This window comes from Rathayibacter sp. SD072, assembly GCF_017355185.1.
Taxonomy (GTDB): domain Bacteria; phylum Actinomycetota; class Actinomycetes; order Actinomycetales; family Microbacteriaceae; genus Rathayibacter.
Genome location: NZ_JADILJ010000009.1, coordinates 1 through 14,697, shown reverse-complemented (window position 1 = coordinate 14,697; position 14,697 = coordinate 1). Strand labels below are relative to the sequence as shown.

Genomic DNA, 14,697 nt, shown 5'->3' with positions numbered 1-14,697 from the left:
GGCCGCAGAGGGCGCGACCGGTCAGCCGACGCAGCTCGGGTCGTCCTGGAGCGTGACCTCGGTCGAGTTGATCATCGGGGTGACGCGGACGGCCTGCTCGCCGTACTCGCCCGCCTGGGCCGCCGTGAAGGTGACCGTGGCGGTGTCGGACTCGCCGGGCGAGAGCTGCACCGCGATCTTCGAGACCGGTCGCCCGAGGTCGTCCGTCGTCTGCACGACGGTGCCGAGCCCGGAGGCCCAGGTCGCGCCGGTCACGCTCGTGCCGGGAGGGCCGTAGACGTAGACGTTGGTCACGAAGTCGCCGAGCGGGAACCTGTTGCCGCCGTTCGCCGCGACGTAGGGCGGCAGGGTGCGCGCCACCTTCTCGGTGATCGTGTTGGTCAGCGTGACCTGCGTGGTGAAGGTCGCTCCGGAGGCGGCGCAGCGGTTCGCGCTCGCCTGCGTCACCGCCGTGTCGAGGTAGTAGTCCATCTTCGAGCCGATCGACGCGTCCTGGAAGAAGACGCCGGTGGTGGTCGTCTCGGCGTTCGCGGTGGGCAGGATGCCCGCGATGGGCGTCGGAGCGAGGAGGGCCTGCTCGTCGGGGTCGGTGCTGTACGCGAGGATGCGGCTCTCGCCGACCGCCTTGACGATCGCCGGCAGCATGCGCGTCGGCTCCATGTCGCCGCCGAGGATCTTCCCGAGGATCGTGGCGCTCGCCTCCGAGAAGAACTCGTCGGTCTGCTCGCCGACCGTCTCGGCCGGGTAGCGGAAGTAGATCTTGTTCAGGAGCGTCGAGACGGTGTTCTCGCTCGTCAGCTCCGTGCCGTCGGTGAGCACCACCGGGCCGGTCGAGTCGAGCAGGTACGAGAGCGCGACCGGGTCGATCGCCAGCACTCCGTCGATCTTCTGGTCGGGGAACTTCTGGGCCCAGAACTGCGTCGCGATGGACGACGCGGTCGGGAAGTCGGGCCGGCTCGTCGACACGTTGAAGGTCGTGGCGAGGTTGCCGCCGAAGGTGTCGAGCGCGCTCTGATCGACGTCCACCGACTCCAGCCCGCGGAAGTCCTGGCTGGACTGCTGCTCCGTGATCGAGATCGCTCCGCCGTCGGCCTGCAGCAGCATGACCGAGGAGGCGCCGCCTCCGAGAGCCTGCGCCTCGGCGAGGTTCTGGAACATGACGAGGTAGTTGCGGGGCCCGTTCGCCCCGAGCGCGTCGGGCAGGATCGCCGTGATCGGCTGCACCTGGTCCATCGCCTTCGTGGCGGTCTCGAGCTGCGGAGCGAAGGCGTCGAGGGCCGAGGCGACCTGCGGCACGAGGGCGCCGCGGTCGATCGCCTCGACGCGCGCCTGCGACTCGTCGACGACCTGCTTCGCGACGTCGATCTTGGCCGACAGGTCTGTGATCGCGGCGATGTCGACACGGCCGTCGACCGGCTTCAGCACGTCGAGCGAGGTGCCCGAGAGCGGAGTGACGATCTTGCCCGACACGTCGTCGGCGATCTCGGTCGCGGCGCGGACGGCGGAGAGGTTGGGTCCGAGGATCGGCACGATCTCCATCACGCGCCACACGCCGTCGTCGGTCTCGTCGCGCGCCTCGCCGGTGAGGGTCGCGATCTGACCCGCCGTCGCCTCGGCTCCCGCGGTGTCGAATCCGGTGAGCTGGTCGGCGACCTGCGAGACGAGGGGGATGGCGGAGGTGAGCTTGGCCCGGACCGTCATCGCCTTGTCGTACGTCTGGACGGCCAGGAGCACCGCGACGATCGCGCCGATCACGAGGACCAGCAGGATGCTCAGCGTGATCCAGAGGCCGCGGCGACGGCGGCGGGGCTGTCCGGAGGCGCGGCGAGAGGAGGTCGTCGTGGTGCTCATTCGAGAGAGCCTAGGCGACGGCCACCGCGACGGGTCGGGCTGGGCGCGTTCGCGTCAACCCAGGAGGAGGGACACGGCGATGAGCACGGGAACGGCCGCGACCGTGCTCACCAGGGCCGTGTCCCGCGCCACGGCGACTCCGCGGTCGTAGCGCGTCGCGAAGTTGAAGATGTTCTGCGCGGTGGGGAGCGCGGCGGTCACGGTGACCGCGAAGAGGTGCTCGGCGTCGAGCTGGAAGACGAAGCGTCCCAGACTCCACGCCACCGCCGGCATCACGAGCGACTTCAGGGTCGACGCGACGACGACCTCGATCCGTGCGGGGCCCGCCTCCAGCGGCCGCTGCCCGCGCAGCGACATGCCGAAGGCCATGAGGACCAGCGGGATCGACGCGTTGCCGATGATCGAGAACGGCTCGAGCACGGGGGCCGGCACGTCGACCCCCGTGACGGCGACGAGCAGGCCGAGCCCGGACGCGATGATCATGGGGTTCCGCAGCGGCTGGGTCAGGATCGCGCCGACCGAGGTGCGCCCGCTCGTCGAGATGTCGAGCACGGTGAGGATCGTCGGCGCGAGCAGGAGCAGCTGCAGCAGCAGGGTCGGTGCCACCCACTGCGGGTCGCCCAGGACGTAGATGGCCACGGGCAGCCCGATGTTGTTGGCGTTGACGTAGGAGGAGGACGCCGTGCCGATCACGGTCTCGGGCAGCGGCCGGCGGAAGAAGAAGCGCGAGGCGAGCACGTAGACCGCCGCCACGAGCAGCACCGTGCAGAGCGACACCAGGAGGAAGGAGGAGAAGAGCACCGTGACGTCGGCCCTCGAGAGCACCGTGAACAGCAGAGCGGGGGTCGTCACGAAGAAGGCGATGCGCGAGAGGACCACGCGGCCCTCGGGCGGCACCAGGCCGAAGCGGGCGATCAGGTAGCCGACGGCGATGATCACGCCGATGATCGCGAATCCGGTGAGCACTCCCTCCACGGCGTCCTCCGTCCCTCGGGCGAGCGGACGGCTCGCAGGCGTCCCTCCAGCCTAGGGTCGGGTGCCGTTGCACCCCGACGGGGCCGGGCCTACGGTGGCCGCATGCCGCATCTCGACGTCCCCGGCGCGAGCCTCCACTGGGAGGCGGACGGCCACGCCTCCTCCCCCGCGCTGCTGCTGGTGCACGCCGGCATCGCCGATCTGAGGATGTGGGACCCGATCGTGCCGGCGCTGGCCGAGGACCATCTCGTCGTGCGCCTGGACTCCCGCGGCTTCGGCGGCACCAGGACGGACGACGTCGACTTCGACGAGCGGGCCGACCTCCTCGCGGTGCTCGAGCACCTGGGCGTGGAGCGCGCCGCCGTCATCGGCTGCTCGCGGGGCGGATCCGCGGCGCTCGACCTCGCGATCGCCCATCCCGACCGGGTGAGTGCGCTCGTCGCGATCTGCCCGGGTGTCGGCGGCTTCCCGTATCCGGAGCTGACCGCGCGGGAGGACGCCCTCTTCGACGAGATCGACGCCCTGCTGACGCGCGGCGACCACGAGCTGGTCGCCCGGCGGGAGGCGGAGCTGTGGGCCTTCGGGCCGGAGCGCTCCGCGGACTCGCTCGACGCGTCCTTCGTCGAGGCCGTGCGGGAGCTCGCGCGCGGCCGCGCGGGCCACGAGCACGAGAAGCCCCGGCCGATCCCGCTCGAGCCGCCCGCCTACGACCGGGTGGTCGATCTGGCGCTGCCGGCGCTGATCGTGGTGGGCGCGCACGACCTCTCCGAGTCGTTCCCCGTGCACGAGTACCTCGCCGAGACGATCCCGGGCGCCGACTCCTGCGTCTTCGACGAGGCGGCGCACCTGCCCAGCGTCGAACGGCCGGAGGAGTTCCTCGCGGTCCTGCGGCCGTGGCTCGCCGCTCACGGGGTGTGAGCGCCGCGCGACGCGGCGGGTCGGGCGGCGCCCGCCCTCAGGGCCCGGTGAACACGATCCCGCGTGCTCAGCTCGGCTCGACCGCACGATCGGGCCGAGCTCGAGCGCTCATCCGCCCCTAGGCGACCGCCGCCAGATCGAACGCCCAGTCGGCCCAGAGGCTCGGCGGATCGCCCTTCTCGACGATGTCGACGCGGTCGAAGCCGACCTCGACGCAGATCGCGCTGTCCTCCGCGTCGTCCGTGCGCACGAACGCGTGCACGAAGCGGGGCAGCGGGAACGCCGCGGCCTCGTCGAGCAGCAGGCGCACCGAGCGCGCGGCCACGCCGCGTCCCCTCGCCTCGGGAGCGAGGCTCCAGGCCGTCTCGTACGCGACGATGCCGCGAGAGTGGCCGTACCAATAGCCGATGGAGCCGACGCAGTCGCCGTCGAGCTCGATCGCGTAGAAGAAGGCGGTGCCCTCGGCCCAACCGCGCAGGTAGCGGTCGTGCAGGGTTCCGTCCTCGTCGTACCCACGTCCCGTGTCGGACTCCGCGCGGGTGACGCGGAGTGCGGCGGTGCCCGCCTGCGGCCAGGGCAGCAGGCGGAGGGTCGAGGGGTGCTGATCGATGCTGACTGTGCTGTGGTCGCTTCCGGGTTCGGGTCCCGTCACGCGCTCCGATCCTCTCTCTCAGGATGGCTCGTCGGTCGTGCCCCTCCGCCAGGTGTTCGGAGTGGCCGCTCGATCGGATGGGCCGCACTCGGGATGCGGCCGCGATGTCCGCACCATCCTGACCCCCTGACCGGGGTCACGGTGGGTCGTGGAGGAATCTAGCCCCGGACGGGGGGTCCAACCTGCGAGACGCCTGGTGGAGTGCTGATCAGACACGTGGAGAAGTCCCCGGGATCCTGCGCCGACGACGTCCGGAACCGCTCCTGAGCGCCGTTGCCGCCCCCCGCGGCGCAGACGTGCGCGGCGAGCGCCGACGTCGCCGCTCCGCTCCGCTCCCACGCAAGAAAAGCGCGCGCACGCGGCCCTACGCTCGGAGTCGGGTCGCATCCAACCCGTTCCACCGAGGATTCGAAGCGTGAGGAGGATCACCATGTCGCAGTTCGTGCAGAGCACAGTCGTCGGAGAGCCGGAGGTCCTCGAGGACCGCGTCGAGTCCTCCTCCGCCTGGCTCGACCTCAAGGCCGCGGTCGGCGACCTGCAGCCTCTCCAGACGTCCGACGGCTCCCTCGCCGACCGGGCGACGCTGCTCGAGGCGCGCTCCGCGCTCGAGCGGATCGTCGCCGCCGTCCGCGCCCTGGCTCCTCGCTTCCCGCACGACGCCGCGTACCTCGACGCGCTCGTCGTCGACCTGGAGCGGTGGAGCACCGACGGGCTCGGCGTCCCCGACTTCCTCGACTCCCTGCAGGCCTTCCAGCCGCAGCTCGACCGGATCGACGGGCTGCGCCACCTCGTCGTCTTCCCGATGCTCACCCAGAACGGCAGCCGCGACCGGCACGTCGAGGCCGTGCTGGTCGAGGTGGTCTGGCCGCGCTTCGTCGCCGAGCTCGAGGCGGGCGAGTACTCGAACGCGCTCTTCGTGCCGGTCCGCTTCGTCGACTTCACCGCCGGCTACGACACCGACAGCGCGGTGCTCTTCCCCGAGACCGTGGCGATGCGCGCGATCCCGACCTTCACCTGGGGAGCGATCTTCGCCGACCGCGAGGCCGCCCGCTTCCGCCGCGTCGTGAGCAGCGCCGCCGAGGTCACGCGCCTCGACCTGCCCGAGGACGCACGCCGCCTGATCGCCGATCAGCACCTCGCGGAGGAGGCCTTCGTGATGTGGGACCTCATCCACGACCGCACGCACATGCGCGGCGACCTGCCCTTCGACCCCTTCATGATCAAGCAGCGCATGCCCTTCTTCCTCTACTCGCTCGAGGAGCTGCGCTGCGATCTGACGGCGTTCCGCGAATCGGTCGCGATCGAGCGCCGGCTCGCCGCGGCCGAGCACCGCGACGAGGACGAGGAGCGCCTGTCCGGGCGAGCGCGCTCGGTGCAGTACGCGATCCTGTTCGACCGCCTCTTCCGCTTCCCCCTCACCGGCTCGCGCGTGCGCAACTACGACGGTCTGGGCGGCCAGCTGCTGTTCGCCTGGCTGCACCGGCACGGGGTGCTGCACTGGACGGACACGCGCCTCGCCTTCGAGTGGGACGGCGTCGCCGACGTGGTCGTCGCCCTGTCGGACGCGATCGACGACCTGTACTGGTGCTCGATCGACCGCCCGAAGACCGCGCACTGGCTGGCCGCGCACGCCCTGATCGCGTCGGTGCTCACTCCGCATCCCGCGTCGGCCTGGGCCCGTGGACTGCCGGACGAGGTGCTGCTCGGGCCGCCCCGCGGCCTCACCGACGCGGTGCTGGACGACGAGTTCCCGCTGTCGATGTTCTACGAGGCCCTCGAGAAGAAGATGCGCGACGTGATCGCGTCGACGAAGGGGATCACGGGGCGCGACTGAGCCGGCGGCGGGGGCGGGCGACTGCGGATCCGCCTCCGCCGCGGCCCGGTCGCGTACCGTGGACGTCATGTCCCGAGGTGCCGACGCCGTCGCCGCCGCCGATCCCTTCGACGCCGGCTGGACGAGGCGACCCCCCACGCGGCCGCAGTACATCCGCGACGCCGTCGCCGCCGGGATCCTCCTGCTCGCGACCGTGATCTCGGTGCTGCTGTACACCTCGGCCGGGTTCCCCGACGCGGCGCACCCCGTCGTCAGCGCCCACTGGGCCGTCGCGCTGACCCTGCCGCTGGCGCTGCGGCGGAGGTACCCGGCCACCGTCGCGATCGTCCTCGCGGTGGTCTACACGCTCGGTCTCGTGCTCCAGGTGCCGGAGTCGCTCTTCAACCAGATCTGCCTGTTCCTCGCGATCTACACGGTCGGCGCGTGGAGCCGGGACCGCCGTGCCGCCCTCGCAGTGCGCCTGGTGATCGCGATCGCCATGCTCGGATGGCTGGTGACCTCCCTGATCACGGGCGAGTGGCTCGACCGGGCGCTGCCCGCCACCGAGTCCGTCGGACCGCTCTCGCCCTACGTCGCCGAATCGGCGCTGGTCCTGCTGGTCAACCTGCTCTACTTCGGCAGCGCCTTCGTCTTCGGTGAGGCGTCGTGGCAGTCGGCGCGCCGGCTCGAGGCGCTCGAGGCGCGCACAGCCGAGCTGGACGACGAGCGCGAGCGCTCCTCGCGCCAGGCGGTCACCTCGGAGCGCCTGCGCATCGCCCGCGAGCTGCACGACGTCGTGGCGCACCACGTCAGCGTCATGGGGGTGCAGGCGGGAGCAGCGCGCCGCGTCCTCGCCCGCGACCCCGAGAAGGCCGCGCGCTCGCTCAGCGCGATCGAGAGCGACGCCCGCTCGGCGATCGACGAGCTGCACCGGATCCTCGTCGCACTCCGCGCCGAGGAGTCGCCCGCGGCCGGGCCCCTCGACACCGTCCCGACCGACTCCGCCTCCACCCGCGGCGTCGCGCAGCTCGAGGAGCTCGTCGGCGCCTCCGCCGGCTCGGGGCTCCCGACGGCGTTCCGCACGATCGGATTCCCGCGCGAGATCCCCGCGACGGTGGGCCTCAGCCTCTACCGCATCGCACAGGAGTCGCTCACGAACGTCCGCAAGCACGCGGGCCCCGGCGCGCGGGCCGAGCTGCGCCTGCGCTACCTGCCCGACGCGGTCGAGCTCGAGGTCGCCGACGACGGCGGCAACGGTCCGCACCCGACCGCGCCCGCCTCCTGCGGCCTGGGGCAGACCGGCATGCGCGAGCGCGCCGCGGCCGTGGGCGGGCGGATCGAGATGGGCCGGCGCGGAGAGGGCTACCTCGTGCACGTGCACGTCCCGCTGGCGCCGGTCGTCGGCCCGCAGCCGCTCCCGGACCCGGTAGCGTCGACCGGGGCGTCGCGGGGGCGCCTCGACGCAGCGAGCGGGGGCCGCGCATGACCGACGACATCCGCGTCCTCCTGGTGGACGACCAGGAGCTGGTGCGCGCGGGGTTCCGCATCATCCTGGAGTCCGAGCCGGGCATCGTCATCGTGGGCGAGGCCCGCACCGGCTCCGAGGCGATCGCGCGGGCGACCGAACTGTGCCCCGACGTGATCTGCATGGACGTGCAGATGCCGGGCATGGACGGGCTCGCCGCGACCCGCGAGATCGTGAAGGACCCGCGGCTGTGCTCGAGCGTCCTGATCCTGACGACCTTCGACCGCGACGACTACCTCTTCGACGCGCTGTCGGCCGGAGCGAGCGGCTTCCTGCTCAAGAACGCCTCGCCCGAGGACCTGGTCGACGCCGTGCAGGTCGTGGCCCGCGGCGACGCGATGCTCGCCCCGGACGTCACCCGCCGCGTGATCGAGCGCTTCGCCGCGGATCCCGCCCGGAGCCCCCGGGAGCACCCGGGCGTCGCCGAGCTCACCGATCGCGAGCGCGAGGTGCTGGTGTACCTCGCGCGGGGATGGTCGAACGCCGAGATCGCCGCGCAGCTGTTCGTCGGCGAGGCGACGGTGAAGACCCACGTGTCGAAGATCCTGATGAAGCTGCGGGTGCGGGACCGGATCCAGGCCGTCGTGTTCGCCTACGAGCACGGGATCGCGGTGCCCGGGCGGTCCTGACCGCATCCGTGCCCGCGGAACCCGGATCGGCGCCCGCAGAACGTCGGCTGAGGAGGGGGTCACTCGGCTGACAGCGGAGAGACCCCCTCTTCAGCTGACGTTCCGCAGCTGGCCGGCGAGGGATCGCGGCGAGGGCGTCAGCGGCGGGCGATCGGAGCAGAACCGCGCGGAGGCGTGCGGCGCACGAACTCCATGCGGATGTCCGGGACGATCTTCCGGTCGAGCACCACGGTCATGTATCGGCCGTCCACGCGGGCGCCGATGGCGACCACGTCGGGATCGGTGTCGACGCGGTAGCCGCGCAGGGCCTCTCCGTCGACCACGACCGGCACGCCTCGCACGACGTCCTCGTCGCGCAGCGCCGCGGCGACCACGGGCATGCCGCCCCGACGGCTGCGGACGCGGCCGGGGAACGTGTTGCGGAGCACGTCGCCCATGTGGGCGGCGAGGCGCGACTCGAGGGGCCGGCTGCGCTCGGCGGGGATCGGCACCGAGGTGCGCACGGCCTCCCACAGCACGGGGTACCGCATCCGCGTGACCTGGTCGACCATCCAAGGCGGCAGGTGGTCGTTCTCGGCCCGGTCGATCGCCCGCTTCTGCTCCGGAGTGAGCGGGACGTGGTTCACAGGATCGGCGCGATTGCGCGGATTCTTGAAGAACGAGTACGACAGGGAGATCTCGACGAACCGCCCGAGCGCCATGGTCTGAGCCGCCGCGAACTCCTCGAGTCGGGGCTGCGGGGCGAACGCGAGGACCGGGTCGCCGAAGCGCGCCGCGATCTCGTCCACCCCGGGAGGGGCCGGCATATCGCGGACCGCCCCCGATGTGTCCATGCGCATAGGACAAGAGTGGCCGTTCGCTCAGCCGATACCAACTTCTTGACGGAGATCGGCTCGTCGCTCTCGGGCTGTTCACATGCCGGAAACATGAGCGCCCGCTGAACGCGCACCCGGAGGGACCCCCCGGCGACGGGCTGCGAGGATGAAGGCATGAGCTCTCTGCACGATCCGACGGTCCGCGGCTTCGCCTCCGACAACTACTCCGGGGTCCACGAGGAGGTGCTCGCCGCGATCGCCGCGGCCAACGGCGCGCACCAGGTCGCGTACGGCGAGGACGTCTACACCGAGCGCCTGCAGCACGCGTTCCGGCGCGAGTTCGGCGAGCAGGCGCAGGCGTTCCCGGTCTTCAACGGCACGGGTGCGAACGTCACCGGACTGCAGTCGATGCTGCCGCGCTGGGGCGCCGTGATCTCAGCGGGCACCGCGCACATCAACTCCGACGAGGGCGGAGCGCCCGAGAAGGTCGGCGGGATCAAGATCCTCACGGCGACCTCCCCCGACGGCAAGCTCACTCCGGCGCTGGTCGACGAGCAGGCCTGGGGCTACGGCGACGAGCACCGCTCGCAGCCACTGGTCGTCTCGATCACCCAGTCCACCGAGCTCGGCACGGTCTACACGCCCGAGGAGGTGCGCGCGCTCGCCGACCACGCGCACTCGCACGGCATGCGGCTGCACCTCGACGGCGCCCGGATCGCGAACGCGGCGGCGGCACTCGGAGTGCCGCTGCGCTCCTTCACGACCGATGCCGGCGTCGACGTGCTCTCGTTCGGCGGCACGAAGAACGGCATGCTGCTGGGCGAGGCGATCGTGGTGCTCGATCCCGAGGCGTCGAGCGGACTGCACTACCTGCGCAAGACCAACATGCAGCTGTCGTCGAAGATGCGCTTCCTCTCGGCGCAGCTGCTCGCGATGCTCGGCGAGGACGGCGAGACGGAGCCGCTGTGGCTGCGCTCGGCGCGGAGCGCGAACGCCATGGCCGCGCGGCTGCGCTCCCGGCTCGAGGAGGCGGTGGCGGCGGGTCGCATCGAGGGCCTGGCCTTCACGCAGCCGACGCAGGCGAACGCGGTCTTCGCGACGCTGCCGGCCGGAGTGGCCGATCGCCTGCGCGAGGTGTCGCGCTTCTACGACTGGAACCCGGCGACGGGCGAGGTGCGCTGGGTCTGCTCGTTCGACACCACCGAGGACGACATCGACGTGTTCACGGCGGCGATCGAGCGCGAGCTCTCGGCGTGAGGGCGCGGCTCGTCGCGCTCGGGCTGATCGCGGGGGTCGCGCTCGCGGGATGCTCGGGGGCGCCGGCTCCGGAGGGGAGCGCTTCCGTCTCGGCTTCCGCTCCGGCCCCGGCCTCGGCTTCCGCGGCGCCCGCCTCCGAGCTCGACTGCGACTCCCTGCTGCCGGTCTCGAGGGCGTCGGAGGCGCTGCGGCTCCCCGCGGATCGGCTCGAGGGCAGTCGGGACGGCGCGGTGCGGAGCTCCGCCGAGCTGATCCGCGCGGCCGCCGAGGAGAACGGCGGGCTGCTGACCTGCTCCTGGTTCGAGACGGACGGGCCCGCGTCGGTCGTCGCCTCGGCGGCCGAGGACGCGGCCGACGCGTTCGCCGCCCTCCCGGCCGGTCCCGCGCTGGCCGCGGGCGACGCCGCCTCCGGATCCTGCACCGACGGCGGCTGCACCGCCCAGGTGCTCGTCGGCTCGACCTGGGTCTCGCTCGCGCTGACCGGCGCTCCGACGGCACTGGATCTCGCCGCGCTCGCCTCCGCGACGGCCGACTCCGCCTCCGGTCGGCTCGACGAGGTCGTCGCGGGCTCCGGGCCGGTCTGCGCCGACCTGCTGACGACCGAGCAGCTGACGTCGCTCGCGGGGCTCGTGCAGCCGACACCGGGAGCCGGCACCGAGGGGGCGCCGATCACGACCGCCGGAGCCGCCGCCGCGGCCCGCGCGGGCTACACCTCGTGCACCTGGACGGATGCGGCCGACGCCGCCTACTCCGGGATCAGCGTCGACGCCCTCCCTTCGGGCGAGGAGGGCTGGCGCACTCTCTCGCTCACCACGGGTCTGGCGATCCCGCTCTCGCCCGTCGACGGCCTCGGCGAGCGCGCGATCTCGGGCTGCTCGGCCGGCACCTGCGAGGTCGACGTGCTCGCGGACGGCGTGTGGTGGCGCGTGCTCGTGACCGGCGACTCGGCGCGCGCGGACTCCGTGGCCCGGGCGGTCCTGGACTGACGTCCTCGCGAGATGCCACTCCGGTACGCCCCGACCGGCGTGTCGCGTGCCGGAGTGGCCTCTCGCGGCGGGGATCAGCCGGGGCCGGGCGAGCGGGTCAGGGGCGGCGCCAGTACTCGTACCAGGAGGACTGCTCGCAGCCCAGTGCCGCGTAGAGGCGACGGGCGCCGGAGTTGGACTCGAGGACCTGGATCCAGAGGCGCTCGATCCCGCGGTCCCGCGCCTGCTCGAGCAGGGAGCGGAGAACCGAGGAGGCGTGCCCCCGGCGGCGCGCATCGGGGCGCGTGGCGACTCCGAACAGGCCGCACCACGCCTCGCCGTCGAGCGCGGTCGCGAAGGCGAGCCTGCCGCACGCGGCGGGGCCGTCCTCGTCGCGGAGGAGGGCGTAGGAGGAGTCGCAGCCCGCGAGGATCCGCCGCGCGACGTCGAGCTCGGCGTCGCCTCCCCGGCCGTCGACGGACCACCAGAGCCGCATCCACTCGTCGGACGGGTGCGCGTCGATCTCGGCGGGCTCCCCGCTCAGCGCGGCGAGCGCCTCCCGGACCGTGCCCGTGAGGACGAGCGTGCGATCGTGCGGGGAGTAGCCGCGGGCGCCGAGGCGCTCGGCGAGGTCGGCGGGGAGGGTCGCGGGGCCGAGCTGCAGGAGCGGCGGGATGCCGTGCTCGCGGGCGAACGCCTCCGCGGCGTCGATCGCGCGCTCGGGGTCGGCGACGGGTCCGGAGGTGAGGACCGAGTTCGCCCGCTTCGTGACTCCGGAGGCGGCGCGCAGGAGCCAGCCCTCGAGTGCGCGGCTCTCGAGCGGCGGCCAGGCGTCGGCGGCGAGGTGGTCGAGGAGGCGGGCGTCCATGCGGTCGACGGTAGCGGGAGGGGCGGGAGCGTCTCCGGCACGCGGGAGCGCTTCCGGCTCGCGGAAACACCTCCGGCTCGCGGGAACCGGTGATCCGGACGAGCCGGACCGGTTCCTGCGAGCCGGAGGTGCGGTGCAGGTGGGGGCACCTACATGTTGATCATGTGCCCCTTGAGGCCGTGGAAGCCCTCCTGGAGCGCCTCCGACAGCGTCGGGTGGGTGTGCACGTTGCGCGCGAGCTCGGTCGCGGTGAGGTCCCACTTCTGCGCGAGCGTGAGCTCGGGGAGCAGCTCGGAGACGTCCGGGCCGATCATGTGCGCGCCGAGGAGCTCGCCGTACTGCTTGCTCGCGATGAGCTTCACGAAGCCGGTCGGCTCGCCGAGGCCGTGCGCCTTGCCGTTCGCCATGAACGGGAAGGTCGAGACGGTGATCTCGTGGCCCTCGTCGGTCGCCTGCTTCTCGGTGAGGCCGAAGGAGGCGATCTGCGGCTGGCAGAACGTTGCGCGCGGCATCATGCGGTAGTCGCCCAGGGTCTGGGTCTCGGCACCGGCGAGGGTCTCGGCGGCGACGACGCCCTGCGCCTCGGCCACGTGCGCGAGCTGCAGCTTCGCGGTCACGTCGCCGATGGCGTAGATGTGCGGCACGTTGGTGCGCATGTGGTCGTCGATCGCGATCGCTCCGCGCTCGGTCAGCTCGACGCCCGTGTTCTCGAGGCCGAAGCCCTCGACGCGGGGGACCCAGCCGATCGACATCATGACCTTGTCGACCTCGAGGGTCGACTGCGTGCCGTCCTTCGCGGTGTAGGTCACGGTGACGTAGCCGTCCTTGTCGACGACCGACTCGACCTTGGTCGAGGTCAGGATCTCGACGCCGAGCTTCTTGTACTGCTTCTGGATCTCCTTGGAGACGTCCGGGTCCTCGTTGGGGAGGGCGCGGTCCATGAACTCGATGATCGTGACGTCGACGCCGTAGTTCTTGAGGACGTACGCGAACTCCATGCCGATCGCGCCGGCGCCCACGATGGCCATCGTGTCGGGCAGATCGCGCGTCATGATCTGCGTCTCGTAGGTGACGACGTTCTCGGAGAGCTCGACGCCGGGCAGGAGGCGGACGTACGCGCCGGTCGCGATGATCGCGTCGTCGAACGTCAGCGACTCCGAGCCGCCCTTGGTCAGCTGCACGTCGAGGCCCTTCGGGCCGGTGAAGGCGCCGGTCCCGTCGAACTCGGTGATCTTGTTCTTCTTCATCAGGAAGTGGACGCCCTTGGTGCGCCCGTCCGCGACGGTGCGGCTGCGGTCGAACGCCGCGCCGAAGTCGAAGGAGACGTCACCCGAGATGCCGAACTGCTCGGCCTGCGAGTGGAAGATGTGAGCGAGCTCCGCGTTGCGCAGGAGCGCCTTGGACGGGATGCAGCCCACATTGAGGCAGACGCCGCCCCAGTACTGCTTCTCGACGATCGCGACCGACTTGCCGAGCTGCGCCGCTCGGATCGCAGCCACGTACCCGCCGGGACCCGCCCCCAGGACGACGACGTCGAAGTGCTGGGCCATGGATGATCCTCCATCAGAGTCGTGAACGTTGCGCGCGGGGAACCACGCCGTCTCCGAGCGTACCGTTCCGAGCGCGCCCGACCCGGGGGTCCTCCGAGGGCGAACGGTCCTGGTATGCCTTACCCGGACCCCGCCGGCGGGAATGCGTGCTCGTCGCGGGGCGTTGTACCGCGCGGGCAACGGAGCCCCGGTCGAATCCGCCCCCTCCCGGAAAGAAGCTCCCCCGATGCCCCTCGCCACCGTGTCCCGCACCGCCACCACCAGCGCGCCGATCCTCGACGTCCTCGCCGAGCGCTGGAGCCCGCGCTCGTTCGACACGACGGCGGCGATCTCGGACGAGACCCTCGCCTCGCTGCTCGAGGCCGCGCGCTGGTCCCCCTCAGCCAGCAACTCCCAGCCCTGGCGCTTCATCGTGGCCCGCCGCGGCACGCCGGAGTTCGACCGCGTCGCGAAGCACCTCGTCGGCTTCAACGCCGCGTGGGCCGGCTCGGCCGCGGCGCTCGTCGTCGCCCTCGCCGAGACCGTCGACGCCGACGGGAAGCCGCGCCCCTGGGCCGTCTACGACCTGGGCCAGGCCGTCGCGCACCTCAGCATCCAGGCCCATCACGACGGGCTGCACGTGCACCAGATGGCCGGCTTCGAGAAGGACGGGCTCCGCGAGGAGTTCGCGATCGACGAGCGCTTCGACCCCGTGACCGTCGCCGCGATCGGCGTCGTCGGCGACCCGGAGTCGCTCGCGAACGACGTGCTGCGCGAGCGCGAGGTCGCCCCTCGCACCCGCCTCCCCCTCGAAGAGCTCGTGCTCGTCAGCGCGTAGTCCCCGCACTGCTCGGCCCGGTCCGCGGTTCTCCGCGGGCCGGGCCGTTCTGCGTCCGGGGC

The 14,697-nt window shown here is 72.2% G+C and carries 13 protein-coding genes; 7 read left to right on the top strand and 6 right to left on the bottom strand.

What is annotated here, in order from left to right; all coding sequences use genetic code 11:
- Nucleotides 1-21 precede the first annotated feature (21 nt).
- Together IOC53_RS05505 and IOC53_RS05500 are read right to left on the bottom strand one after the other, a co-directional pair.
- Nucleotides 22-1,851 (bottom strand): DUF4012 domain-containing protein, encoded by a 1,830-nt coding sequence (locus IOC53_RS05505; protein ID WP_207403364.1) that lies wholly within the window; start codon nt 1,849-1,851, stop codon nt 22-24.
- Nucleotides 1,852-1,905: 54 nt separating this feature from the next.
- Nucleotides 1,906-2,826 (bottom strand): AEC family transporter, encoded by a 921-nt coding sequence (locus IOC53_RS05500; RefSeq protein WP_207403363.1) that lies wholly within the window; start codon nt 2,824-2,826, stop codon nt 1,906-1,908.
- 102 nt (nt 2,827-2,928) lie between these two features.
- Here IOC53_RS05500 and IOC53_RS05495 point away from each other — a divergent pair, with 102 nt between their 5' ends.
- Nucleotides 2,929-3,744: an alpha/beta fold hydrolase gene (locus IOC53_RS05495; RefSeq protein WP_207403362.1), complete on the top strand. Its 816-nt coding sequence runs from the start codon at nt 2,929-2,931 to the stop codon at nt 3,742-3,744.
- Between the two features lie 118 nt (nt 3,745-3,862).
- Here IOC53_RS05495 and IOC53_RS05490 read toward each other — a convergent pair whose 3' ends face one another.
- On the bottom strand, nt 3,863-4,396 hold the full coding sequence (locus tag IOC53_RS05490; protein WP_207403361.1) for a GNAT family N-acetyltransferase: 534 nt from the start codon (nt 4,394-4,396) through the stop codon (nt 3,863-3,865).
- A 430-nt stretch (nt 4,397-4,826) separates the two neighbouring features.
- Here IOC53_RS05490 and IOC53_RS05485 point away from each other — a divergent pair, with 430 nt between their 5' ends.
- The 3 genes from IOC53_RS05485 (at nt 4,827) to IOC53_RS05475 (ending at nt 8,363) form a co-directional block, all read left to right on the top strand.
- Nucleotides 4,827-6,230, top strand: a complete 1,404-nt coding sequence (locus IOC53_RS05485; RefSeq protein ID WP_207403440.1) for a DUF6421 family protein — start codon at nt 4,827-4,829, stop codon at nt 6,228-6,230.
- A 67-nt stretch (nt 6,231-6,297) separates the two neighbouring features.
- Nucleotides 6,298-7,695 (top strand): sensor histidine kinase, encoded by a 1,398-nt coding sequence (locus tag IOC53_RS05480; RefSeq protein WP_207403360.1) that lies wholly within the window; start codon nt 6,298-6,300, stop codon nt 7,693-7,695.
- Nucleotides 7,692-8,363: a response regulator transcription factor gene (locus IOC53_RS05475; protein ID WP_207403359.1), complete on the top strand. Its 672-nt coding sequence runs from the start codon at nt 7,692-7,694 to the stop codon at nt 8,361-8,363. The genes IOC53_RS05480 and IOC53_RS05475 overlap by 4 nt, the downstream gene beginning before the upstream one ends.
- A gap of 137 nt (nt 8,364-8,500) precedes the next feature.
- Here IOC53_RS05475 and IOC53_RS05470 read toward each other — a convergent pair whose 3' ends face one another.
- Nucleotides 8,501-9,151, bottom strand: coding sequence for a hypothetical protein (locus IOC53_RS05470; protein ID WP_207403358.1), 651 nt, complete (start codon nt 9,149-9,151; stop codon nt 8,501-8,503).
- A gap of 201 nt (nt 9,152-9,352) precedes the next feature.
- On the opposite strand from IOC53_RS05470, the gene IOC53_RS05465 reads away from it, so the two are divergent.
- Both IOC53_RS05465 and IOC53_RS05460 read left to right on the top strand, forming a co-directional pair.
- Complete coding sequence (locus tag IOC53_RS05465) at nt 9,353-10,435, top strand: low specificity L-threonine aldolase (RefSeq protein ID WP_207403357.1); 1,083 nt, start codon at nt 9,353-9,355, stop codon at nt 10,433-10,435.
- On the top strand, nt 10,432-11,421 hold the full coding sequence (locus tag IOC53_RS05460) for a hypothetical protein (protein ID WP_207403356.1): 990 nt from the start codon (nt 10,432-10,434) through the stop codon (nt 11,419-11,421). Before IOC53_RS05465 ends, IOC53_RS05460 begins: the two co-directional genes overlap by 4 nt.
- 97 nt (nt 11,422-11,518) lie before the next feature.
- Here IOC53_RS05460 and IOC53_RS05455 read toward each other — a convergent pair whose 3' ends face one another.
- Both IOC53_RS05455 and lpdA read right to left on the bottom strand, forming a co-directional pair.
- The gene (locus IOC53_RS05455; RefSeq protein WP_207403355.1) at nt 11,519-12,268 is read right to left on the bottom strand and encodes a GNAT family N-acetyltransferase; all 750 of its coding nucleotides are present in this window, start codon (nt 12,266-12,268) and stop codon (nt 11,519-11,521) included.
- A 149-nt stretch (nt 12,269-12,417) separates the two neighbouring features.
- The gene (gene lpdA / locus IOC53_RS05450) at nt 12,418-13,818 is read right to left on the bottom strand and encodes a dihydrolipoyl dehydrogenase (RefSeq protein WP_207403354.1); all 1,401 of its coding nucleotides are present in this window, start codon (nt 13,816-13,818) and stop codon (nt 12,418-12,420) included.
- Nucleotides 13,819-14,044: 226 nt separating this feature from the next.
- Between lpdA and IOC53_RS05445 the strand changes: the two genes are divergently transcribed.
- On the top strand, nt 14,045-14,635 hold the full coding sequence (locus IOC53_RS05445; protein ID WP_207403353.1) for a nitroreductase family protein: 591 nt from the start codon (nt 14,045-14,047) through the stop codon (nt 14,633-14,635).
- Nucleotides 14,636-14,697 lie beyond the last annotated feature (62 nt).

Coding starts and splice junctions, on each gene's coding strand:
- IOC53_RS05505 (WP_207403364.1), bottom strand. CDS start 1,851: ATGAGCACCACGACGACCTCCTCTCGCCGCGCCTCCGGACAGCCCCGC.
- IOC53_RS05495 (WP_207403362.1), top strand. CDS start 2,929: ATGCCGCATCTCGACGTCCCCGGCGCGAGCCTCCACTGGGAGGCGGAC.
- IOC53_RS05485 (WP_207403440.1), top strand. CDS start 4,827: ATGTCGCAGTTCGTGCAGAGCACAGTCGTCGGAGAGCCGGAGGTCCTC.
- IOC53_RS05480 (WP_207403360.1), top strand. CDS start 6,298: ATGTCCCGAGGTGCCGACGCCGTCGCCGCCGCCGATCCCTTCGACGCC.
- IOC53_RS05475 (WP_207403359.1), top strand. CDS start 7,692: ATGACCGACGACATCCGCGTCCTCCTGGTGGACGACCAGGAGCTGGTG.
- IOC53_RS05465 (WP_207403357.1), top strand. CDS start 9,353: ATGAGCTCTCTGCACGATCCGACGGTCCGCGGCTTCGCCTCCGACAAC.
- IOC53_RS05455 (WP_207403355.1), bottom strand. CDS start 12,268: ATGGACGCCCGCCTCCTCGACCACCTCGCCGCCGACGCCTGGCCGCCG.
- lpdA (WP_207403354.1), bottom strand. CDS start 13,818: ATGGCCCAGCACTTCGACGTCGTCGTCCTGGGGGCGGGTCCCGGCGGG.
- IOC53_RS05445 (WP_207403353.1), top strand. CDS start 14,045: ATGCCCCTCGCCACCGTGTCCCGCACCGCCACCACCAGCGCGCCGATC.